31 protein-coding genes are annotated in these 21889 nt (G+C 45.8%); 24 read left to right on the forward strand and 7 right to left on the reverse strand.

The window, feature by feature from the left end; all coding sequences use genetic code 11:
* Positions 1-2: 2 nt before the first annotated feature.
* From SD71_RS16220 to SD71_RS24240, 5 genes are all read left to right on the forward strand, one after another.
* A complete protein-coding gene (locus tag SD71_RS16220; RefSeq protein ID WP_041065278.1) occupies positions 3-437 on the forward strand; it encodes a hypothetical protein in 435 nt (144 codons plus the stop codon).
* A 9-nt stretch (positions 438-446) separates the two neighbouring features.
* Positions 447-623, forward strand: coding sequence for a hypothetical protein (locus tag SD71_RS24055; RefSeq protein ID WP_161793408.1), 177 nt, complete (start codon positions 447-449; stop codon positions 621-623).
* Positions 624-662: 39 nt separating this feature from the next.
* Complete coding sequence (locus SD71_RS16225) at positions 663-1448, forward strand: hypothetical protein (protein WP_041065281.1); 786 nt, start codon at positions 663-665, stop codon at positions 1446-1448.
* A 57-nt stretch (positions 1449-1505) separates the two neighbouring features.
* Positions 1506-1832, forward strand: coding sequence for a hypothetical protein (locus SD71_RS16230; protein WP_041065284.1), 327 nt, complete (start codon positions 1506-1508; stop codon positions 1830-1832).
* A gap of 82 nt (positions 1833-1914) precedes the next feature.
* The gene (locus SD71_RS24240; protein WP_041065286.1) at positions 1915-2115 is read left to right on the forward strand and encodes a hypothetical protein; all 201 of its coding nucleotides are present in this window, start codon (positions 1915-1917) and stop codon (positions 2113-2115) included.
* A 92-nt stretch (positions 2116-2207) separates the two neighbouring features.
* On the opposite strand, the gene SD71_RS16240 is transcribed toward SD71_RS24240, so the two are convergent.
* Genes SD71_RS16240 through SD71_RS16250 form a run of 3 tightly spaced genes read right to left on the reverse strand, consistent with a single transcriptional unit; the run spans position 2208 to position 3474 of the window.
* Entirely contained in the window at positions 2208-2525 is a 318-nt protein-coding gene (locus SD71_RS16240) for a hypothetical protein (protein WP_041065289.1), read from the reverse strand.
* A 37-nt stretch (positions 2526-2562) separates the two neighbouring features.
* Positions 2563-2859: a hypothetical protein gene (locus tag SD71_RS16245; RefSeq protein ID WP_041065292.1), complete on the reverse strand. Its 297-nt coding sequence runs from the start codon at positions 2857-2859 to the stop codon at positions 2563-2565.
* 51 nt (positions 2860-2910) lie between these two features.
* Entirely contained in the window at positions 2911-3474 is a 564-nt protein-coding gene (locus SD71_RS16250; RefSeq protein WP_041065295.1) for a hypothetical protein, read from the reverse strand.
* 437 nt (positions 3475-3911) lie between these two features.
* Here SD71_RS16250 and SD71_RS16255 point away from each other — a divergent pair, with 437 nt between their 5' ends.
* From SD71_RS16255 to SD71_RS16330, 16 genes are all read left to right on the forward strand, one after another.
* Positions 3912-6887: a phage tail tape measure protein gene (locus SD71_RS16255; protein ID WP_235427175.1), complete on the forward strand. Its 2976-nt coding sequence runs from the start codon at positions 3912-3914 to the stop codon at positions 6885-6887.
* A complete protein-coding gene (locus SD71_RS16260; protein WP_041065298.1) occupies positions 6835-8409 on the forward strand; it encodes a coiled-coil domain-containing protein in 1575 nt (524 codons plus the stop codon). Before SD71_RS16255 ends, SD71_RS16260 begins: the two co-directional genes overlap by 53 nt.
* Complete coding sequence (locus SD71_RS16265; RefSeq protein WP_041065301.1) at positions 8406-8960, forward strand: phage tail domain-containing protein; 555 nt, start codon at positions 8406-8408, stop codon at positions 8958-8960. The genes SD71_RS16260 and SD71_RS16265 overlap by 4 nt, the downstream gene beginning before the upstream one ends.
* A gap of 14 nt (positions 8961-8974) precedes the next feature.
* Entirely contained in the window at positions 8975-9370 is a 396-nt protein-coding gene (locus SD71_RS16270) for a phage tail fiber protein (RefSeq protein WP_041065304.1), read from the forward strand.
* A gap of 12 nt (positions 9371-9382) precedes the next feature.
* Positions 9383-9862: a hypothetical protein gene (locus SD71_RS24465; protein WP_041065307.1), complete on the forward strand. Its 480-nt coding sequence runs from the start codon at positions 9383-9385 to the stop codon at positions 9860-9862.
* Positions 9863-10014: 152 nt separating this feature from the next.
* Positions 10015-10911 (forward strand): Kelch repeat-containing protein, encoded by an 897-nt coding sequence (locus tag SD71_RS16280; RefSeq protein WP_041065310.1) that lies wholly within the window; start codon positions 10015-10017, stop codon positions 10909-10911.
* Positions 10912-10925: 14 nt separating this feature from the next.
* Positions 10926-11483: a DUF4376 domain-containing protein gene (locus tag SD71_RS16285; protein ID WP_041065313.1), complete on the forward strand. Its 558-nt coding sequence runs from the start codon at positions 10926-10928 to the stop codon at positions 11481-11483.
* Between the two features lie 5 nt (positions 11484-11488).
* Positions 11489-11965, forward strand: a complete 477-nt coding sequence (locus SD71_RS16290; RefSeq protein ID WP_152619486.1) for a C40 family peptidase — start codon at positions 11489-11491, stop codon at positions 11963-11965.
* A 58-nt stretch (positions 11966-12023) separates the two neighbouring features.
* Positions 12024-12542 carry a phage distal tail protein gene (locus SD71_RS22410; RefSeq protein WP_052476326.1) on the forward strand — a complete coding sequence of 173 codons (519 nt, stop codon included), beginning with the start codon at positions 12024-12026 and terminating at the stop codon, positions 12540-12542.
* Positions 12543-12553: 11 nt separating this feature from the next.
* Positions 12554-14614 carry a phage tail protein gene (locus SD71_RS16300; RefSeq protein WP_041065319.1) on the forward strand — a complete coding sequence of 687 codons (2061 nt, stop codon included), beginning with the start codon at positions 12554-12556 and terminating at the stop codon, positions 14612-14614.
* 64 nt (positions 14615-14678) lie between these two features.
* Positions 14679-15158, forward strand: coding sequence for a hypothetical protein (locus SD71_RS16305; RefSeq protein ID WP_041065322.1), 480 nt, complete (start codon positions 14679-14681; stop codon positions 15156-15158).
* Positions 15155-15463, forward strand: a complete 309-nt coding sequence (locus tag SD71_RS16310) for a hypothetical protein (RefSeq protein ID WP_041065325.1) — start codon at positions 15155-15157, stop codon at positions 15461-15463. Before SD71_RS16305 ends, SD71_RS16310 begins: the two co-directional genes overlap by 4 nt.
* A gap of 129 nt (positions 15464-15592) precedes the next feature.
* Complete coding sequence (locus SD71_RS16315) at positions 15593-15808, forward strand: hypothetical protein (protein WP_041065328.1); 216 nt, start codon at positions 15593-15595, stop codon at positions 15806-15808.
* 20 nt (positions 15809-15828) lie between these two features.
* Positions 15829-16335, forward strand: coding sequence for a phage holin family protein (locus tag SD71_RS16320; RefSeq protein ID WP_041065331.1), 507 nt, complete (start codon positions 15829-15831; stop codon positions 16333-16335).
* A gap of 20 nt (positions 16336-16355) precedes the next feature.
* Positions 16356-16586, forward strand: coding sequence for a hypothetical protein (locus SD71_RS16325; RefSeq protein ID WP_041065334.1), 231 nt, complete (start codon positions 16356-16358; stop codon positions 16584-16586).
* Between the two features lies 1 nt (position 16587).
* Positions 16588-17379 (forward strand): M15 family metallopeptidase, encoded by a 792-nt coding sequence (locus SD71_RS16330; RefSeq protein ID WP_052476327.1) that lies wholly within the window; start codon positions 16588-16590, stop codon positions 17377-17379.
* Between the two features lie 417 nt (positions 17380-17796).
* Here SD71_RS16330 and SD71_RS16335 read toward each other — a convergent pair whose 3' ends face one another.
* From SD71_RS16335 to SD71_RS26005, 3 genes are read right to left on the reverse strand one after another with little or no spacing between them, the layout of a single operon-like run.
* Positions 17797-18009, reverse strand: coding sequence for a DUF3006 domain-containing protein (locus tag SD71_RS16335; RefSeq protein ID WP_041065337.1), 213 nt, complete (start codon positions 18007-18009; stop codon positions 17797-17799).
* On the reverse strand, positions 18010-19017 hold the full coding sequence (locus SD71_RS16340; RefSeq protein WP_235427177.1) for an MBL fold metallo-hydrolase: 1008 nt from the start codon (positions 19015-19017) through the stop codon (positions 18010-18012). It lies immediately after the preceding gene.
* Between the two features lie 34 nt (positions 19018-19051).
* Positions 19052-19381 (reverse strand): excalibur calcium-binding domain-containing protein, encoded by a 330-nt coding sequence (locus tag SD71_RS26005; RefSeq protein ID WP_326998766.1) that lies wholly within the window; start codon positions 19379-19381, stop codon positions 19052-19054.
* A gap of 217 nt (positions 19382-19598) precedes the next feature.
* Between SD71_RS26005 and SD71_RS16350 the strand changes: the two genes are divergently transcribed.
* Positions 19599-20513 carry an ATP-binding protein gene (locus SD71_RS16350; protein ID WP_041065343.1) on the forward strand — a complete coding sequence of 305 codons (915 nt, stop codon included), beginning with the start codon at positions 19599-19601 and terminating at the stop codon, positions 20511-20513.
* Positions 20514-20525: 12 nt separating this feature from the next.
* A complete protein-coding gene (locus SD71_RS22415) occupies positions 20526-20831 on the forward strand; it encodes an STAS-like domain-containing protein (RefSeq protein WP_052476328.1) in 306 nt (101 codons plus the stop codon).
* Positions 20832-21085: 254 nt separating this feature from the next.
* Here the strand turns inward: SD71_RS22415 and SD71_RS23700 are convergent, their stop codons facing one another.
* Positions 21086-21244, reverse strand: coding sequence for a sporulation protein YjcZ (locus SD71_RS23700; protein ID WP_152619487.1), 159 nt, complete (start codon positions 21242-21244; stop codon positions 21086-21088).
* Between the two features lie 390 nt (positions 21245-21634).
* On the opposite strand from SD71_RS23700, the gene SD71_RS23705 reads away from it, so the two are divergent.
* Entirely contained in the window at positions 21635-21868 is a 234-nt protein-coding gene (locus tag SD71_RS23705) for a hypothetical protein (RefSeq protein ID WP_152619488.1), read from the forward strand.
* Positions 21869-21889: the final 21 nt, after the last annotated feature.

The raw sequence follows: 21889 nt of genomic DNA on the forward strand, positions 1-21889 counted from the left end.
GATTGAGCTTAAAACTAATTGACGCTATCTACAACACGTTGAAAGCTGATGCTGAGTTTATGGCGCTATTGGGACTCACGCCTACATCTCCTTCTGCGAGTATTACAGTCAAAATGGTTAAGGGTATGGAGCCTGAGCAAGCAATTAGCGGCAACACAGTACCCATGCTGCTGATGTACGTTAAGCCAGGACGATTCGGCAGCAATCCGCTCGTGTTCGAGGGGAAGTTCTGTTTAGACTTCTATGGCAAGTCATCGTACCAAGCAAAGCAGATGGCCGAGAGAGCGTTTAAACTCTTCCACGACAAGCGGATCAGAGATACGAACTTTGGCTCATTCCTCTGTGTCTTAGCCTACGAAGATGACTTCGCCACTGGCATTACCGGTGTTAAAGGGTATGAATCCATCTACGATGTCGATTACCTGAGAACGAATTGAGGTGAGAACATGAAGCCAAATGATAAATCTGATGCGCCCGAGCAATCGGAAGAGTTCGAAAAGCTAGTCGTCGAGAAGAAGCAACTCTGGGCAAAGGTGAAGGATAAGCCGGATTTCCGCGAAACCGAGCAATACCGGAGAATTGAAGAAATTGATACGCGTCTATGGGAACTGGTCAAATCATAAGGCCAGTTCTTTTTCATTTCAAAGGAGGTAAACACATCTATGAATCCATTGGTTTTTGATGGCGTAGGTACGCTCTGGGCGCACGACTTGCAAGGGAACCTGAAGTTCATTGACGAAAAAATTAACAAAGTAACGTTCCAAGCGCAGCTCGACTGGCAGAAAGTTATGGGCGGTGACTCCGGTTACGCGTTCCACTACACTGCTCAGGATCTGGCCGACAAAGTGAGCATCGAAGTACCTCGGTTCTCTCCAGCGCTTGCAGAACTGTCGCAAGGTGCTGAGACGGTCGAAGGTGCAGTGAAATTCGACGAATCGGAAGAAGGCATTCTTGATCCGGTGAATGGCTACACCGTAAAAGCTCCGACAACCTTTGGCGGCACATTCGTTGAAACCAGCGATGAGGTTTACCTGAAGGATGCAAACGGCAAACTGACGAAACTGGAACGGGCAGCAGCCGCACCGACAGCCGCACAATATGCAATTACTGTCGCCGGCAAGATCACATCCGAAGCTTCAAACAACAACAAGAACATCATCGTGATCTTCAAGTGGAGCAAGACGAACGGCACGAGAACCGGCCTTTCCGGTACCCGCCGTCCGAAGCCATTTAAGCTGGTTCACCGGTTCAAATTGCTGGACGATAAGTCGGGCCAAGAGGTTCCTTGCCAACTTACAATCTGGAAGGCTCTCGGCGGTGGTACATTGGATATCTCGCAAGAGCGTAAAAAACCGAACGTGAACAACATGAGCGTTGAAATCATGGAGCCTGGCATTACCGCTGACAATCCGAATGGATACGCAGCTGAACTGATTTTCGGTATCTAAAAATCACGTCTAAATCCCCTGCCTTAATTGGTGGGGGATTTTTATTCCAAGGAGGAAATGAACGTGGATCTAACACTTGATCAATCGCTGAACATCGGCCCGGAAGTAACGTTGGCCGAAGGGCTTACAAAGCATGTGAAAATTGGCAGCGTTAAAGTGATCCGTGAAGTACGGCAAAAAATGAAAGATATCCCTTACCGGTTCGCCTTCTGTGTTGGCCGCGAAAAACGAAAGCTTGGCGATGAAGAAGTGGACTTCCCGGCCATCGAAGCGAGTTACCGAGAAGCTTTTGGTATGGTACTCGTTGAAGGGCTTACTGACGAAGAATACGAAAACGCGAACGTCCAGGAGTTGGATACGCTCCTCGATCGATTTCTATATTGAATCAATCCCGCCGGACGACGAAGATCCAGACGAAGACGAAGTAGACTCGGATGGCGGAGCTACAAACCAAGGTGCCGATTTTATGAAGCTGTGGGCGACTGCAGTTCTTTGTGGCATCTCTGATAGCGAATGGCACAACATGACCATCCCGAAGATCCGGGCTTTAAACAGAGCTCGGAGAGAACGGGAGGAGCTGGATATTATTATGCATGGCGGAGAGATCAAGAAAAAGCCCAAAAAGGCCGTTTATCTGTCAGATCTAGGTTTCTTTCCAAAACAATAGACGCGCCACAACTATGTGTTGGGCGCGTCTTTTTTTGGTTATAGCCGCCCCTGACTTCTCCTTCTAAAAAGATTTAGGGTTTTGTTGTTTACTTATTCTTCATGTTTAATCACGTGACCAAGAGTAAACTGAAATCTTGATATATGCGCTTCCTTCACATCGCCGTTCATCTGCAAGGATACACTCGGCAGTCTTACCCGAGTCTCGCTAGTTTCTGCTTCATGATGAACTTCCATCGGCATATCCATTCGAATATCCTTTATCTGCAAGTGAGTTTTCGAATCCCCGGCTTCATGAAGTTTATCTTGGGCAGTTTGAATCGAGCGGGCAAGCCCTTGTAGTAAATCATCCAAAGTCATCCAACCATTCTCCAATGAAAACATGTCTTTACGAGATCCATAGGATGTCATAAGGGCCACTCCTAATAATACGTCTAATTGTAAATTATTAACCGCCTTGTGCTGTTTGAGCAAGCGAGGCGCTAGGCACAATCGTGCATTTCACTTCTAGTCCCCAATGCTCCTTATAATCAATGGTTAGTTTATCTTTGAGGGTCAATCTCGAAATGTTGAGACCAACATCTAATTGGTTGTTTATGGTAATATCCGTTGCCAAATTGGCTGTAAAAGTATATTCGCGAATGGTCATTGGATCTTCACCGTCACTCATCAGTTTCTGTGCAACCTTAGCGGCTCCTGCAAATGCAACAATTGCTCCTGATAACTGCAACTCTTGACCTGGCATGATTGTCCATCCCCTTAACTTATAAAATTGATCATGACAATTGTCAAAAGATCAATGCGAATCCTGAATAGTGTAATATAATACTAGTGCTTTACCGTCGACTTCGGACTCCTGAGGAAATTTAGATGATAAAGATCTAGCTGCTGAGCGTGAAGATTTATCAGCGTAGATAAATCCTATCTTTGAAATGTCAGCAATTGTTTCCTTTACTTGTTTTAACGCATCCCAAGCCTTTACAGGTACTACCAACATGGCGGTAGCTGAATGGGTCGACTTAAGAGAGCGTTTCACTTCAGTCCCCTTGGTAATATCCCTCATGAATTCAACAACAGCGACATCAGTTTTACTCATCTTTAAAACCTTTAATTCAACCCATGTTTTCGTATCTGGAGCGTTCAACGGAACAAAGGTGAAATCCGCGCGTAATGTTGATTGATCGTAAGTCACCTCACGATCAAAAACAATATTATTATTATTCTCATGCAGTTTCAGGAATATTTCGCACTGCATCCATACTTCCCATCCGCCGTTGATGTTTGTAGCTAGGTTCACCACCTTATCGTATTGTTTTTGAACTACGTTACCTACAGCCAGAGCAAAATCATTAATCCTCATGTTCCACAGCCTCCATTAAGCTTTTTGCACACTTTAAAATTGTATTGGTCACGCGGTTTTTTATTCCATCTTGCGCCATAAATGGAACCGATTGGGATAATTTTAAAGTTGTTGTATTGGCTAGAAAATCCGAAGTAAACACGCAGATAAATAGATTTACAATAAAGCTAGATAAATATCGGAAATTACAGGGGCTCACGCGGCCTCTTTTTATTTTGCCTGAAAACGAGGTGAGGAAAATTTTCCTGACCTGATCAAAGGGGTGAATTATTTTGGCAGACGAGCAAAACAAAGACGTAGTTGGCGCGAGAATTAACCTCGATACATCGAAGATCCTGCCGGCATTCCGTGTTATCGATGAGGGAGCCAAACAGAACGCTGAATCTTTCAAAGGACTTAACGCTGAGCTCGCAGTAACTGCAAAAAGTTATGAGACGATGGGCAAAGCCGCTGACAAGCTGACATTAACTGCGGATGAACGTCGGAAGAAGATACTTGAAGAGTCGAAAGCACTTGTCGCATCCCGGACCGCGCAGGCTGAGTTGTATAAGGCGAAGACACAGCAGTTGGATCTGACGAATCAGGTTGTGGATTCCAAACTTAAATCACAGCAAGCGATTCAAAAGAAACGGCAGGATGCAATCCAGCAGCAGGAAAAAGAACATCAACAACGGATGGCGACTCTGACACAAAAGACCGCCGCTGCCAGCTCGCAGGAAAACCTTGCGCAAGCTAAGATCGATCGCCAGTTCCAGTTGATGCGAAACGGTAACATTAAGCTGGAGATGGAACAACAACGGCACGCAGCGCAGATGGAGCGCATGTCGAGACAAAGCGCCATGCCCCTGGATTTCGATGGATCTCAAAGCCATTCGTTCCTGGATAAAGTAAAGAGCGCCGCACTTCACGCTACAGTGTTTCATGGCGTATACACTGCCATTAACGAGGCGCAGGAAGCTTTAAAGGTTGGTCTTGTAGACATCGAGGCTAACATGGCCGGCTATGTTCAGACCAATGAGAACTATTTCGTTTCGTGGAATAAAGGCCATACTGAAATGGTTATGAACACTGAGCGCTTACATGCGGAGACAACGAAATTCATTCACACAGCCCATGATCTTGGAGCCGAGATCACCGACGTAACTGAATCCGCTCGTTTATGGGGCCGGATGTATAAAGACGTTGGCATCGTACAAGAAATGGTACGCGCTTCAACAAAGCTTTCAACGGTTGATCTGGTAGAGTTGGAAGATGCAACAAAGGGGATGGAATCTGTTTTCGCTCAATATGGCGTGCAGATTCATAATGTTAACGATGCGATGGTAATGGGTAATCGCGTCCTGGATAGCTGGTCGAAAGTCGCGCACGACACCATGGCGCCTGCCAAGGATCTTGCGGCTGCATTCGAACGGACAGGTAAAATCGCCGACGAGACAGGCGTATCTTTCGACTTCATGAACGGTTTGATTTCTGCCGGCGTTCGGAATACCGCGCTCGGCGGCGCGAACCTTGGGAACATGTGGAAGACGGTTTTCGGTACGATCCGGACGGACAAAGCAGTCAGTGAGATCGAGAGGTTGGGCGTCGCTACAAAAGAGGTTGTAAACGGCACGGAGCAGTGGAGAAAAGCAGAGGATATTTTGCTTGACCTGTCCGTTAAAGTGACCGATAAAAACTACGACCTGACACAGTCATATGCCGACATCTCACGCGGTGTCTATCAATATGCGAAACTTGCAGCTTCACTGAATGCCGGAGACATCCTGCTCGGCACGGCGGCGTCTATCGGTTCTACCGGCAGCACCATGGAATATCTCAAAGTCCAAATGGACACGATCCAGCGCAAGGCGGCACAAACCAAGGCATCTCTACTCGAAATATTCAATCAAGCAGGAGATGACGGACTTCGTTCGGCAATTAAAGATGCTCTGGACATTTTGGACCAACTGCTCATCGGCTTCACAAAAGTTCCAAAAGAGATTTTCACACTTTCAGCGAGCATCGCAGGATTGATTGTTCTTTATAAAAACGTTGTACAGCCGCTCGTTATGTGGAAGACGGCACAGGAAGCACTCACAGTCGCGATGCGGATTAACACTGTTGTCACGAATGCCGAGACCATTGCCATGACTGCTCAGGCAGCGGCCGCAAGAAATGCGGCGATGATGACGGCTCTAGCGACAGGAGGAATTACCCTTCTAACTGGGGCGATTGCAGCCTCACTTCTTTATATGGGATCATCCGAAAAAGCTCACCGTGACCACATTCAAGCTCTAAAGGATGAGGATTCTGCTGCACAGCAGATGATCAGCCAGTATCAAAGGCAGCAAGAGCTTATACCTAAACTGGCTAATGCGCATAACTCATTGCAGGGTATGCTCGAAAAAGGCACTCTATCGGCGGACAAAGAAGCGAAGGTCAAAAAGCAACTAGACGATATCTCAAAAGCGCTAACTATTACCCTCGGTGAAGAAGGAGCAGCACACCTGCAGGCGGCTAACTACACCGACGAGGCAGTAAAGAAACAAATCGCCGTTCTTGATGAGTTAATCGCTAAACAGAATGAAGCAAGAAAAAATGTGCTCCTGGACCAGAGAAAAGAAATAGAGGATCAGCAGAAACAGAAACTGAAAGAATTGGAGGCTGCTAAGGATGAACTGTTAGGTGCGCAAATAACATCCGGAATAACTGCAGGTGAAGTCGGCGTACAAATGACTGCCCAACTGGAGAAGGCGCAGCAGAAGGTCCAAGACCTCACTACGGATAACAACAAATTAACCGATGCACTTGCCGGCGTTAATGTGCAACTCGGAGAGATGGAAGTCGAGAAGGTAGATCAGTTAGCGGGGTCGTCAAAAAAATCGGCAGAAGCGGCGCAAGATGCTGCTGATCAACTAAAGGATCTACAGACTCAACTTAAAGATGCTGAGTCTGCTATAGCCGATCTTAACCAAGTCTCTTTAGACATGGCAGCCGGCCATTCTCTTAATGCTCAGAAGGTCGCTCAACTGATCCATGACTATCCGCAGTTAGCTAGTCAGATTCATAAAACCAAGGACGGTTGGGTCGTTGAAAAAGGCGCGGTCAACGACATCAAGAATGCAAAGATTGAGTTGGCTGTAAAGTCCGCTCAGGCTCAGTCCTCTATGACCAGCGATGCTTTCAAAGGCATGGAAGATCGGATCGGCGCTTATGATATCGAGATCCAGAAAATCATGGATTTGAAATCAGCAATGATAGAGGCTGAGAAGGTTCCAACCGTCGTTCCTCCTTATCTCCGAAACATGGGTGATGCACCTGATGCATTAGGGGGTAGGCTGGCAGAGGATGACGCACTACGCGCAGCCATCATAGCTGCAGGTGAAGCTAGAGAGAAAACAAAAAAAAGCGCTCGAGGGTCTCTACAAAGATGATACTTACGGAGCTAATGTGCCAAATGGTTCCAAATCAGGCGGATCAAGTTCAAAGGATGATCCTCAGCAAAAGGCGTTTGAAGCATTCCATAAGCGTATTGAACACCTGAAGGCTATAGGCAAACTGACCACAGAGCAAGAGCTAAAGGAATGGCAAAGCGTTCAAGGTAAATTCTCTAAAAGCCTGGAGTTAAGGTGGCAGGTTGAAGAGAAAATCTACGACTTGCAAAACAAACTGCTTGAGGACAAGCAGAGGAAAGATCAAGAAGCTTTCTCGCAATCGGAAAAGTGGATCTCCCACAAGAAAGCCATGGGCGAATTGTCTGCCGCTGAAGAACTGGCAGCTTGGGAGCGCGTCCAGGCTCGTTACCGAGTCGGGACAGAGGAAAGAATGCGCGCCGACGAACAAGTACACACCGCTAAAATGGCACTCATTGAGGAAGAGAAAAGCGGCATAGAGGACCTCATTTCAGTTCAAACCGATGCCATTGAGAAGCTTCGAAAAGACGCTATCAAAAAGATCGAGAACGAACGCGATGCCTACGTTGAAGCTCAGGACGCTAAAATTCGTGCGATCGACGAGCTCATTCAAAAAGAGCAAGAGGCGAATGAAGACGACGATTACGAGGCACAGCTAGCCAAGAAACGTGCTCGCCTCCAACTACTCGAATCCGCTGTTGGTCCAGAGGGTATCAAGGAACGACGTCATCTAAAAGAAGAAATCGAGAAGATGGAGCTCGAGCATCAACGCGTTCTCCGTAAGCGGTCTCTCGAATCCGACAAGAAAGGGTTGGAGGACGAGAAAACTGAAAAGCTAAAAGCCTTTGAACAAGATATTACGGATGCGGAAAATCATTTTGATGATCTGCTGGAAGCCTTTAAAGATTACAAAGGTGATATCGAAGGGGAAGCTGAACTGTTAAAAAATCTCCAAATCCTTAAGGAATCGGAGAAAAATGCAGAGATACTTAGGCTGCTTGACGCCTTTATTACAGAGTATCAGTCAAAAATGAGTAAAATAAGCGACTTGTCTTTGACTCCGGAGCAAAAAGATCTCGAAGAATACAATGGCAATAAGGATCTGTGGAATGCGGCAAAGGCCAAAGGCGACAAGCAGGAAATGGCCAGGATAGAGGCTCGGAATAAAGAGATTCGCGATCAATACGGCATTAAGCAAGACACCGGTAAGCTGCAACATTTCGCTGATGGTGGAGTGGTAAAAGGCCCGAGCTTAGGGCAAACGGTTCCGGTTATGGCTGAAGTAGGGGAGATGTATCTAAATCCTTCACAGCAGTCGAATCTATTCAAACTGCTTAATTTCAGAATGCCGCAACTGAGAGTTTCCAAGCCTGATTTCGCCATGGCTTCCGGATCTAATCAAACCATTGTGAACAAGCACTACTGGGAGATATCTTCCGGAGACACCATTCTCACAGATAATGCAGACGTTCGAACCTACTGGAATGAGCGAGATAGTATGGTGCGCAGAATTCAATCCCGAACGGGGGCGAAGCAAAGATGATCGAAGCATGGATTGACGGCGTTTCGTTCTCGTCGCTTGGGATCGGAATTAAGAAGCGAGATATCGACCTCTTGCCAGAAACACGAGATTACACGGCGCAGATCGCCGGCCAGGACGGAGAGATGGACTTTGGTTCGGAGTACGGTTCGCGAGTGATTAATCACGAATGCATCTTGATGGCGGATGATCCGACAATGGATTACCAAGCTAAGGCTAGGCAATTGTCTCGGGTGTTCGATGCCAAAAAGGGTGAGAGGATCATCACCTATAGCGACATTCCCGGCAAACGATATCGCATGCGTTATGCGGGAAGCCTCCCGATTGAAAAGATCATTTTCGATGGGATGTTCACACTGCCTATGAAAATGTACGACCCGTTTCCGGAAGCTGCGGATGAACAATTAATTGAAACAACCATCACTGATTCACCTGAAAAGATAGTTATCCAGTCGGACGGCGACTTAAACGCCAGTCCGACTTTTGTTTTAACGAATAAAGGCGATCAAGCGGTCAATGGATTCAAAATTCAAAACGAATACCAACTTGAATAGGAGTGTGACAAACAATGAATATCAGTAATTTTTTGGCCACTGCATTGTTAAACCAAGTCTTCCGGAATATCGACTATGCAAGACCAAACACCGTATTTCTTGCACTATACACATCCGATCCCACAGTTGTGGATACAGGCGCTGAAGTCGAGGGTGGTGCTTATGCCCGACAGCCCATTACCTTTAGTGCGCCATCCGTAGCAAACGGCAAAGAGACAATTCGAAACAACGCCGAAATTGTGTTTCCTATTGCCAGCGCAGACTGGGGAACTGTAACACACTTAGGCATTAGAGATGCTGCCAATGGTGGGAATCTACTCTACTTCGGACCATGGACAGCTGCAAGAACTATTCTTTCCGGCGACCGACCTCGCGTACTTCTGGACTCACTTACCCTGACCTTGAGCTAAGGAGGCTAATAAATGCAACAAACAATGTATGCAGGGCTGGCAAACAGCCCTCAGACGGAGATATCTGCCGGTATTGACGCCGTTCAGAATACAGTCCCACTTCTGGTCTCCTCCCGGGTTCCGGATGCTCCGAACCTGGTCACCATCGGAACGGATGAAACAGCGGAGACTATACTTTATACCGGAAAGGCCGGGAATACTCTCACCGGTGTGATGAGGGGGGTTGAAGGCGCGGCTATAGCATGGGGAGTAGGCTCTAAAGTGGCACGTAACTTTACAGCTAAGGATTATGAATCTCTTCGACAGAACATTGCTGACCACGAAAATAGAATTTCTGATGCAGAAAATGATAAATCGCCGAATGAATCTCCAGAGTTTACAGGTACGCCTACAGCACCGACAGCCGCAGTTGGAACTAACTCAACACAAATAGCTACAACAGAATTTGTACAGAACACGTACACAGCTTCCGATGTACTAGCAAAGCTATAACGGTAGATGGTAGTGGTAGCGGTGTAGATGCCGATTCTATTGATGGGAAACATGTTGAAGAAATATCGGGATTTGCAACAAATGAATCAACGGGAATAAAGTATACGCTACATGTTGATGATCAAGGACTGTATTTGAAGGAGGTTTAATATATGGCTAGTGGAGATATTTTAAGGCTCGGGGTCGGGGATGATTATATTTCTTTCCCGAGTAAAGTAGCGGGTTATATGCCCGTCGCACCGGGAGCAAACGCGGAGTTTGGTTGGACAACAGACGGAACACGGTTTATCTATTATGCAGATAAGAACGAAGGCGTCAATTCTTTCCGCAGATATGACGTAACAAACCCAAATGCGGGTTGGGTTACGTTGGCACCGTTGCCGGCGGTTGGCGCATATGGCCTTGCTCTAAAGTATGCTGACGGATTTATATATTACGTTGGAGCGAGCAATCAAGGGTTTTATCGTTACGAAATTGCCGCGAATACGTGGAGCGCAGCGCTTGCTAATTTACTAGTGGCACAAAACAACGGTTGTAATTTATTGTGGGATGGGTCGGATACTATTTACGCATGGTTGACAGGGACATCTTTTACTAAGTACAGCATTTCCGGTAACGTTTGGACCGCTTTACAAGGTCCGACGCCGAGCGTCAGCGGCGGTGCAAATATGGTATATGACGGAGACGACACAATTTATTACCAATCCGGAGGTTCGGCATCTAACCCGGTATATGCGTACTCCATTTCCCGTAACGTTCACAGCGCTATGCCCGGTAGCACTAGCGGAGTAGGCTCAGTGTATTTTCCGGGCGGCAGGTACATTTATAGATTATCCACACCGGGCGCGTCAGACGTACTTGTAATAGATAGATATACCGGAACCGTAAATACTGCGTATAACGTAACAATTGGAATGGCAAACAATTACGTCACAAGGGTGCTCTGTATGCAAGACGGGTCAGTTTATACAAAGTTGGCGGCCGGTACCGGTTTCTTTAAGAATAATAAAGCATTTAAGCCGACGCCAAAATCATTGATTCTAAGCTAAAGGAGGGATAATAAATGAACGTTGATGTTTATTCGGTTGGTGACGGTTGGGGGTATTCTATACATTCGGAAACGGACAATGTTCATATTGTCCAAGAGTTCAACCCATATAGACGCGGGTTTGTGTCTATGACGAAAGAGGAAGCTCAATATTTCGCCGATTGCATAGCAGCGGGCACGGAAATCGTTTACGAAGGCGATCCTCCGTATATGGGGATGAGTTTAGATGAGGCCAAGCAAGATAAAGTTAAAGAGCTTGCTGCTGAAAGAGACAAGCATCTATATGCTGGGTTCTCATCGAATGCTACTGGAATAACCTTATACTTTGGTTTTGATCCCATCGACCAAGCGTACCTTCAAGAAAAGGCATTACTATTGGTTATTGACCCCACTGTGGATGCAATAGATTGGAAGACCAGCCAGGGTTTTGTGACACTGACACGCAGCCAGTTCCTTCAAGTCATCAAAGACGGCGGAACACATAAAGAAGGACTGGTAAGGCAGCTCATGTATCTTGAAGCTCAAGTTATGAATTGCACTACCATCGAAGAAGTTGCCGCCTTAGCTTGGTGATTGCTATGAAAATCGGGGATATCATTTTCGTTCGGTCGTCGTCGCCGTTTAGCTGGTTAATCAGGTGGCTCACTCGATCCGAATACAGTCATTGCGCTATCTATCTAACCGAGAAAAAAATCATCGAAGCGGACGCGCTGAAGCGAGTGAAGATCAGCAAGAATCGCTATCATGATTGCCCCAGTGTGGATTTGTGCTTGAACGACAATGAGAAGGTAAGGCTGGTGGAATATCTTATAAACCAAATCGGCAAGCCCTACGATTACAAGCAAATCGCGGGGCTTTTTCTTCGCCTAATTGGCCTTAGCAAAAAACAGAATCTATGGGACTCGGTCAATTCTGTCATCTGTTCGGAGCTTATCGACCGGGGTTACGGGTCGATAGGCCGCGATTTGTTGCCGGACCGGTTAGATGGTGATTGTACGCCAGCGGATCTCGCCAATGCACTTCTTGGAAGAGAAGCTGTATGCAAGTGCGCCTAAAAGCACTCCGCAAACGCGGAGCTATGTATAACACTCTCCCGCAGAGGCGGTGAAATAAATGTTTAACCAAAGTTCTGCATTTAATCGTGCGCCGTTCAATAGACCGTTTTCTGTTGAAATTTTGCTATCCGTAACATTAGATGGACAAGGAACTGCGGCGGCATCTCTTAACCGTGACACAGTTATGGCCTCAGAACTGACTGGAATAGCTGAAGTAATAGGGGACCTGATACAAGGTGTCCTGTTCGCGGCCCAAGTTGACGGCATCGGCTCTGTCAGTGGAGAGCTGCTACGCGAGCGAATCCTGTCCGCAGCTCTTGATGCGGGTGGCACGTTATTAGCTAATATGAGCAGGTTTCATGTTGAGGAAATACAAATTAGTTCACCCATTGTGCCGGGTGATAAAGTGGTGATCGATGCTAAGAAACTTCGCGCTTCAAAGAATGGTGAGCCTGTCGGATACACCGGAGATTTCTTCGACATACACCCTGGCCAGAATGAGCTAACCATAACGGACCAATCATCCGGGAGGACAATTCAAATTCGAGTAACACATCGTGACAAATACCTGTATTGAGGGTGGTCGACATGAAACGCCTTCTGTTATATGACAAAAACATGAACCAGCTAGGCGCAGCTGCTGACGCAACGGACATAGAGAGGCAACGCCGAGTGAATTCGGACTATACTCTATCGTTCGTTGTGCCGATGTCTAGCGATGACTATAACATCGCGCAGATCAAGGGCCATGTAAAGGATGACCGTAGCCAGTATTACGTCATCAATGACCGATCTCGCAAACGTGAAGGCGTAAAGCGAATGGTCCAGTTCGACTGCATGCACGTCATGTTCAAACTGGCAGATTTCAAATTTCCCTACGCTTCATACATTGAAGAGGCTTTCGGAGTAAACATCGCTACACTACTTAATTCGATCTCAGCTGCCACGAATGGGAAGTTCTCATTCTCCGTCGATGACAAATTCGACCTGCAGGATATCAAAGATTTTGGACGCGGCAATTGCCTCCAAGCTCTCAATTATGTAGTTGAGAAGTATGGCTGTGAAGTAGAGCCTGACAACTTTGTAATCCATCTGAAGAAGCAAATCGGAATGGATCGGGGATTCCAGGCGAGGATCCGGAAGAACATTATTAATGTAAATTTCAAAGACAGCTCCCGTGCGCTGGTTACTCGCATGTTTAGCCAAATGAAAGATGGGCTTACATTCATCGGGTTGAACGCTTCCAATTTAACACAGGAAGAATACGACCTGCTGAATGCTGTTCCGGGAGCAATCGTCGGCGGAATCATCAAGGTCAACTATCTTATTTCGCCATATGCGGGATATTGGTCTAATACGACGAATTCCTACTACGACGGTGAGATCATTAACCAAGAGATCGAAGATCCACTGGAGCTGCTTAAATCAACGAGAAAAGCATTGCGTGAACAAGAGGTGCCGGCGATCGAGGTGCCGTTAAATGTGGCCGACCTTCATAAGATTGATCGCGAGGAACCAGAGATATTCCTTGGCGACACCATCCGTATGTTTGACAGCGAAATGCAGATCAACGACATCTCGGCTCGGGTTATGGAAATCAAAGAATACCCCTACGATCCAGGGAAGCAGCCTGACATCACGCTAGCTAACTACTTTTTGCGGGACTATGATGACATCATTGCTGACTTGGACAAGGCTAAACAGATCGTCACGGACATCATAAGCGGCGGAAAAGTCAGAACCTCCGCGTTTGAAAACTTTGCAGCTCAAGCTGTTCACGATATCAATAACTCTAAATCTGAAGTTATCTACGATCCGCGAGGAATTGTACTACAGAGCAAGGTAGACCCAAATGATCAGGTCGTCTTATCTTCTGCCGGACTCTATATTACATTGGATGGCGGACAAACGGCAGAAGCAGCATTGACAGCTGCAGGACTTGTTGCCGAGAAAGTTGTTGGCGTACTGGGTAACTTCATCACCATCGAAATAGGCTCCGGAAGTAATGTGTTCAAATCCGATCAGCAAGGTATCTACCTGGGCAATCAAAGCTTCGGGAGTGCTCCGTTTAGAGTGAATATGGCCGGCGAACTGGTGGCCACTGAAGCTGATATCACAGGCATGATTCACGCTACTGGCGGATCGTTCTCTGGCGACATTACGGCCTATGGAACAATTACCGGTGGCACATTGATTGGAGCCACCATTAAAACCGCAAATGGTGGCACACGGGTTGAGTTGTCGAGTTCAGGTAATCTGGTCGGCGCTTACCTGGACAACAGTAATTACAATATTATCGTGCCTAACTACAACGGATCACCAGCCTATGTGTTAGTTGTTGGAGGCGGACAGAAAGGTTCCCTTTCAGCCTCCGGGAATGGAGTTACACTGTTCAGTCTTGGCACCGCATTTATATCAGCTTCCTCAGATATAGAACTAAACGCAAACGGGAATGTTGTTGTGCCAAATTGGAGTAGGGTTTATGGAGCGGGGAACATACAAAGTCTGCAGCAAGCATTGGATAACAAAGTAAGCGCATCTTACGTAGATTCTAATTTCGCTACCAATATGGCTTTCGACCAGTCGACTCGCAACCTTAAGTTGTATTCTATGAGCGGAAGTCTACTAGCCACTGTCAACATTCCCTGAACAATTCCCTAATTAAAGAGCAGGTGTTATAATAGTGGCAAAATTAGGGAATGGGGAATGAATAATGAAGAAAATTGTCATCTCCTTTTTATCAGGTGCTTTATTGATGTTCTCCGGGCAGGCTCTAGCAGGGCCAATTTCGAATATCGGGAAAAAGATTGAAGCGGAATACGTGGTCATTGTGGACGGTAAAGAGTTAGACTCAAAGGCTATCGCATCTAGTGGCACGACGTATACTCCCAATCGAGCCATCGCCGATGCTATCGGCTATGATGTGAAGTTCGAAAACCAGACGGTCATCTACACCAAAAAAGAAGGTGTTAATTTGAACGATCCAGCTACTACTGGAGTTAGTGTTGAAGGCATAGACTTCGATATAAGAGGACTCGAGATACAGTTAAAAAACTTAAAAGGATTCCTTGACGGCGGCTTCGCAATCTCGGATGAATCTAAGAGAGAAACGCAAAATACAATCGCCGAGCTCGAGGCCAGGATCAAGGAGTTAGAAGCACAAAAAGCAAAACTTCAAGCACAAACACCATGACATTAAGCAAAGAAGAAATTAAAGCGGCGCTTGAGCGCGAGAAGAAGGAAAGAGAACAACTACAAGCGAAGTCTTCCACGAAAAAACAAGGTTTCGTTCTATATGGCTATCATATTGTGGCAGCGCTGTTTATCGTTTTGTCTTTAGCTATCGTCATGCTGCTCTCCATGTATGAACCAAAAGAATCTAATCCCCAGGATGATTCACGGAGGGCGTGGGAGCGTACCAAACAAATGGAAAGAGACTTCTTTGAGATGGACGGCAAAAAAGGGTACGTCGATAGAGTGATCGATTCAAACGAATAGGGCTAAGGTCAGGCAAACTTTCCTTACCTTATTCCGCAGTAAATGCGAAGCCATATAATGTCATAATATAAACATGCAAAGCTCTCGATACGTTCGAGGGCTTATTTTATTTTGAAGGAGTTATCGCCTATGGCAGAAATAAAGAAGAGGCTCGACATTTCGGTCAACATTGATCAACCGATAGAAGAGATTAAAGAATGTATTATCGCCATCTCTATCTTTCATGGACCGCAGCAACTAGACATTCTCAGAGAAGTAGAACTGTGGCTGGGCAAGACGATCAGTGATGCCGAGAACAAACAGAAGGAAGCGAACAAACAGTCGATCGGGGATCCTGCCGAATAGATCTATGGAGGGGTGCGAACGTGCAAAGATATTTAAAGGCCATTGTAAGTCTTGATTCGCTGATAAAACCCTCAAACGGTAAAGCAGCTACAATCGGAGCATTTATTGCTCCGTTAGCTGAGCGCCTATCTGGAAGCGGTCACTTTTGGGCATACGCTCTATTCTTTTCGATCGTTGTAGCGGACTGGATCTCCGGAACCGAGGCGGCCAGAAAGACCGGGACGTACAAAAGCGAGTACGGCCATTCAGGTGTACTAAGAACGATCCTGATGTTATGGATTCCGTTCATTGGTTGGCTGCTTGATAAAGTCTCGGCGGAAGTCTTCGGTATCCATGAGCCAGGAATCGCTTATTACGGAATTACATTCGCTCTCGCTTTTCATAGCTGGGTGAGTATGACTGCTAATAGTTACCGTGCCGGTTGGGGTAGATGGATTCCTAAGAAAGTCTTGAATTTCGTTGCCTCTGAGATCAAAGCAAAAGCAGAAAGAGCTTTTTCAATGCAAAACGTTACCGGTAAGAACTAATTCATGGGAGGATGACAGACATGGACTCTCAAGACATAATGGCATGTGCCGGCGTGATCGCCGCATGCGTGGGTGTGGTTAAGACCTTCAAATTGTTTGAGCCGAAATACTTGCCTTTGGTCGCCATCGCTATGGCGGCTATTTTTGTGTTGTCGCCAGCTCCTGTTCAGAATGCGATAACTGCTATTCTGGTCCTCGGACTGACCGCCAGCGGCCAATATCAATACAGCAAAAACCGGGAGGGCAAATAACATGCTGTCTGTCGATCAGGTACTTAATAAGTCTCAAGCTAGCCTTATAGGCATGCACCCCGTGGTAAAAGAAAAAGTTAGGGAACTTATCATACGGTGCTATGCCGCAAGCATCTTGATTCTGATAACGTCCGGCTTTCGTTCATTTTCCGAACAGGCCGCCATATTTGCTAAGGGAAGGGACAACTACGGCAAGGTCGTGCGTCCGAAGGATGTTGTCTCCAATGCTCGCCCCGGACGTTCCATGCACAATTACGGCTTAGCTGCAGATTATGTATTGCTTATGCCTGACGGTAAATCGGTATCGTGGAGTACGGTGCGAGATGGAAATCATAACGGCCATAAGGATTGGTTCGAGGTGGCTGAGATCGCCAAGTCACTTGGCTTTGAGTGGGGAGGCGATTGGGATCGCTTCGTGGACATGCCTCACATTCAGATGAGCTTTGGGCTCACTATCGAAGAATTATGCAGCGGGTTGCGTCCGCCGACTGAACAACCGGTAATGAAGCCGAAGCCGATAGCCATTAGCATCAAAGTAAATGGCAAGTCGGTAATTGACGGTACGTTGATCAATGGCGCTGTATTTGTTCCGATTCGTTGCATAGGGGAAGAGCTCGGCGGTGCTATCGGATGGGACAATGCAGCCAAAAAGCCTACTATAAACGGAGAACTGGTCATGGAAACTGCAATCATAAATGGAAGTGCATTTGTTCCCATCCGGTCGGTGTCTGAAGGGTTAGGGGCTAATGTTATTTGGTGTACAGCAGAGAGAAGTGTAACGGTTGAAAAATAAGGCGGACCCCCGCGCAGCCACACAGATTGATATGAGAGTTTATTGAAAGTAAAAAAAAACCATGCTCAATTAGCCATGGTGTGAGGACAAAGCAACTTTTACTAAAATCCGGCTCGTAGGATAATAACCAACAGAATGAAAAGCACTAGTGCGAATGCAGCTGTTCTCCCAGCGCCATAACCTGCGCAAGAGCCACCGATACCACCATATCCGCCAACTCCATAGGGTACACCACCAGGAAGAAAACCCGTAGAGATCACCTCCGGTTTTTTATTGTGACAGTCCCTTCATCACCTTGTTATCTTATGTATGGTTAAGCATACGGTCAGTCCATTAGCACAGATCAATCAATAATCCGCACATACACGAAAAATCCCCACTTGGCCATTGTGGCTAGGTGGGGATTTTCGCACTTAATTATTCAAAAAGTTCATCCATTAAATCCTGTATTTCTTTCTTCCGCTTGCTCGTTTCCTTATTATCGATACGGATCCGGTCCTGTTCAATAATAACTGCGTCGCCGCTTTTAGCACCCTTGGGCAACGAGGACCGCGGATAGTCCCTCGTAACTCCTCCGATTTCAATTACTACTATTTCTTCCTCAAACCGATCAATCACACCACGTTCCATTCATTTCACCTTTATAAACGAAATTGTTTTACCATCACTGACAGCCGTCACAGTGGCGTTTAGATCAGTTCGATACGTCGTTACTTTTTTGCTTTTGAGAAGATTTAAGATTTCTTTTGTCGGATGCCCATAGCTATTCTTTCCGACGCTGATTACCGCGTACTTAGGACCGACAACTTCAAGGAATTTCGTGCTGGTTGAAGATTTGGATCCGTGATGGCCAACCTTCAAAACGTCCGCCTTTAGTATCTGGCTGGACCCGATCATGTCGCCTTCCGATTTGTATTCAGCGTCTCCAGTAAAAAGAAATGAGTTTTTGCCGTAGGTCAAGTGCAGCACGGCGCTCCACTCGTTAAGATCATCACCGTATGTTTTAACAGGTGCGACAAACGTGGCTGTTACGCCTTTCAACTGTAGTGAAACATTCGCTTTAGCTTCTTTAATTGTACGGCCCTCATTCTTTACGGCGAGAAGGAAGTCCTTAAAAGTGTCCGTGGTGTGAGATACCTTAGGTGCGTATACAGATTCCACTTTATAGCTTTTCAATACGGTGTCTAATCCGCCAACATGATCAGCATCCGGATGAGTGGAAATCATAACTTCGATATCATCCACGCCTAGTTGCTTCAAGTAATTAACCACAATGTTGCCGGCCTCATTCTTACCACCGTCAATTAGGATGTCATCGCCGGCAGCTGTCTTGATAAATGTAGCGTCACCTTGGCCAACGTTAAGGAAATAGACTGAAAGTTTTCCTTTTGCCGGCGGTTTAAGTTTATCAGCCTTTAGAACAGCGCTAGATTTACTGCTTGGTTTACTCGGAGCCGGTGCTGGAGCTTTCGTAGATCCTCCATTGTGATAATGATATTCGCCTTGATCTAATCCCCATTTTTCACAATTCGTGCGGCAGGTATGACCACCACTGCCATCAGTTCGGCCGGGGTGCGCAAGCGCACTGTTTGTTGTGAATAGTATTAAAATAATTGCAGTAACCATGATTCGCTTCAAACTAAACGCCTCCTGAGTTCACTCGACTATATCCTTATTCACAAGCAACCCCATCTCGATCGCGGTCTAACTTTGTACTGTAACCGGGCTCACCTTCGTGAATAGGATCTGCGCCGGCCTCTCGCACTTCGGTACAGTTAGCATAATAAACAGTCCCTGGCTCCTGTTCTACAGAAAGATCTTCTGATGTTCCAGGTGTTTCTAATTCTGTTTTCAGTTTTTCATTTTCAGCCTTTAGAGACTCAACTTCTTTGTTTACCTGATCCAGCTTTGATACCAACTCAGAGTCCTCTTTAGATTGGTTGTTGCTACAACCGATGATGAAGACAGTGGCAATGGACAAAATAAAAATTTTCCATTTCAAGTAAAACACGCCCTTGGAAAATCCTCATCGGATGAGGTATTTGCTCTCACATGATCGCCATTATTTTACACTGAAACTCTTTATTTGGCGATATCTGGAAAGCTCCACGCCGTTGATAATTGAATGATAATATAAATGCGCCACTCCCTATTGACAAAATTAACCATTCACAAATGTTACATGAATGATATAATTGGGTAATACTGGGGGGGCTGGCGTGTACGTAATAAAGCTTGAGGAAGACGAATTAACTTCAGTATTGCGGCAAATGCAGGGCATATTAGTGCACAGGGATCCGGACCAATCCAAGTTGGCAGTGCAGCTCGACTTCCAAAATCAAATCTTTATTTCTCCTTTGCTTTTAGCGGTAGTCTCAGCTTTTGTGGAGAAACTTCGGCTTAGACATGATGTTGACGTTCTCTGCGTTAATCTTTCGTCAGTAAACGCCGATTATATATCAAGGATGAATTTCTTTGATGAAGTAGGGTTCCATTATCAAGAGCATTTCACAAGGCGTAAAGAATCCGGTCGCTTCATACCAATCACGCGAATTACGGAAAGTAACTACATGTCCATTACTTCCGATCTGACGAAGATCATCCAACAACAATGGGGTGGTATTGATGGGAGTATCGTTGCCGCTCTGGATTGGAGCATCGCAGAGATCATTGATAATGTATTTAATCACTCGGAAACCAAAATTGATGGCTTTGTGGTGGCACAACATTTCCCTAGCCGAAATCGCATTGATGTAACAGTTGTTGATGGGGGCATGGGCATACCGAAGCGACTGAAAAGTCGAGCAATCTATAAAGATCTATCAGCAACAGAAGCTCTGGACATCGCAGTGGAGAAGGATGTAACGGTAGATCCTGAAATAAACAAAGGTGCGGGATTATTTTATACAAAACGTATTATCCAAGAAAATCGTGGTACACTTAGAATAAATAGTGACAAAGCACAATTGCGTGTCACTGGCAAAGTAAAGCGTGTGGATGACGCACCCAAATGGACTGGCACCATTGTTCATCTTAGGATCCGAACCAATATAATTGTTGATCCAGAGATCATTTGGGGAAACACACCGGAATCATTTGATGCAATAATGAATGGCGATAGGGATCTATGGTGAGGAGGTGTTAGTATGCTGATCAGGTTTGTGGAGCTTAATGAACTCACAACAACCAGAGAAGGCGGTCGGGAAGCAAAAAGAAACTTCATCCCTGTCATCCGAGCTGCCTCAGCTTCTAATCCGATCATATTTGATTTCGCTGGCGTTACTTCAATATCGAGTTCGTTCGCAGATGAATTTTTCGGAAAACTGATTAATGATATGGGATTTACGGATTTCAAAGCCGTGACCACTTTCCGAAACATGAATCCATTTGTGAGCAATGTGATAAGAAATTCCATATTTCATAGGAATTCCGAATTAATCGGAACAACATAATGAAGCAGCAGCATCTTTGGCTCCTCACGTCTTCGGACGTGGTGGGCTTTTTTATTTTTAGGCCAGGAAAATTTCCTGCGCGTCATTTGATCATTTATTTATTTGAGCATCTGATCATCTAAGTAGTTTTCAAAAGAGGAGGGCAACTGCTGGAACACGAAAAAGAGCAGGAAGGATAACCTTGCTGCTCTTTTCATGCTTGGACCGATTACTGACCGCTAGTTTGGCATGTAATGCAGAAATAAAGCGACTTATTAATAGCCTCCAATACCACTACGAAGGATAATCACCAACAAGATGAAAAGCACAAGCGCAAATGCAGCTGTTCTCCCACCACCATAACCTGCGCAAGAGCCGCCAATACCACCATAACCTGCGCAAGAGCCGCCAAAACCACCAACTCCGTAAGCCATTTAAATCTCCTCCTCTTTTTGTAATCGTGTTTATTTATCACCCTGTCAATGTATGGTACGGATAAGCATACGGTCAGTTCATTAGTACAAATCATACAAAACCCGCATCAGTACAATCACTCCCGGTTGTCCATGATCATACGGTCAGTTCATTAGTACAAATCATACAAAACCCGCATCAGTACAATCACTCCCGGTTGTCCATGATGGCTGTGCTGGATCTCTGGGTTTATGAGAAACCAATTTCCATACGGAAACTGTGGTTCGGCAACCGAAACTCCGCCATTGCTGATGTATTGGCAATCACTGCAAAAGTTGGACATATCCCCCTTACGTTTATGAAAAAAATCCATACAATATCCATTAAGTGAAGAGAGGAGGGCAAATGATTTGGATGAACTGCATTATTTTTGCCATAGTTGCATAAATCGCCTCGTTCGTGTTTCTACTGTAGATGGACGGGTTCATGAAGGTGTACTCCTTCATTTTGACGGTGATAATATTTATCTGGATGGATCCGCCGCTTTTATCTCAAATAAGGTAAGCATAAAAGGATTTCGATCTAGAAATTTTATTACAACTCTCGTGCTGTTCGATATATTAGCAATTGCTTTGTTAGTTTAAGTTTATATCGACTCCACTAAC

The organism is Cohnella kolymensis, assembly GCF_000829465.1.
GTDB lineage: Bacteria > Bacillota > Bacilli > Paenibacillales > Paenibacillaceae > Cohnella > Cohnella kolymensis.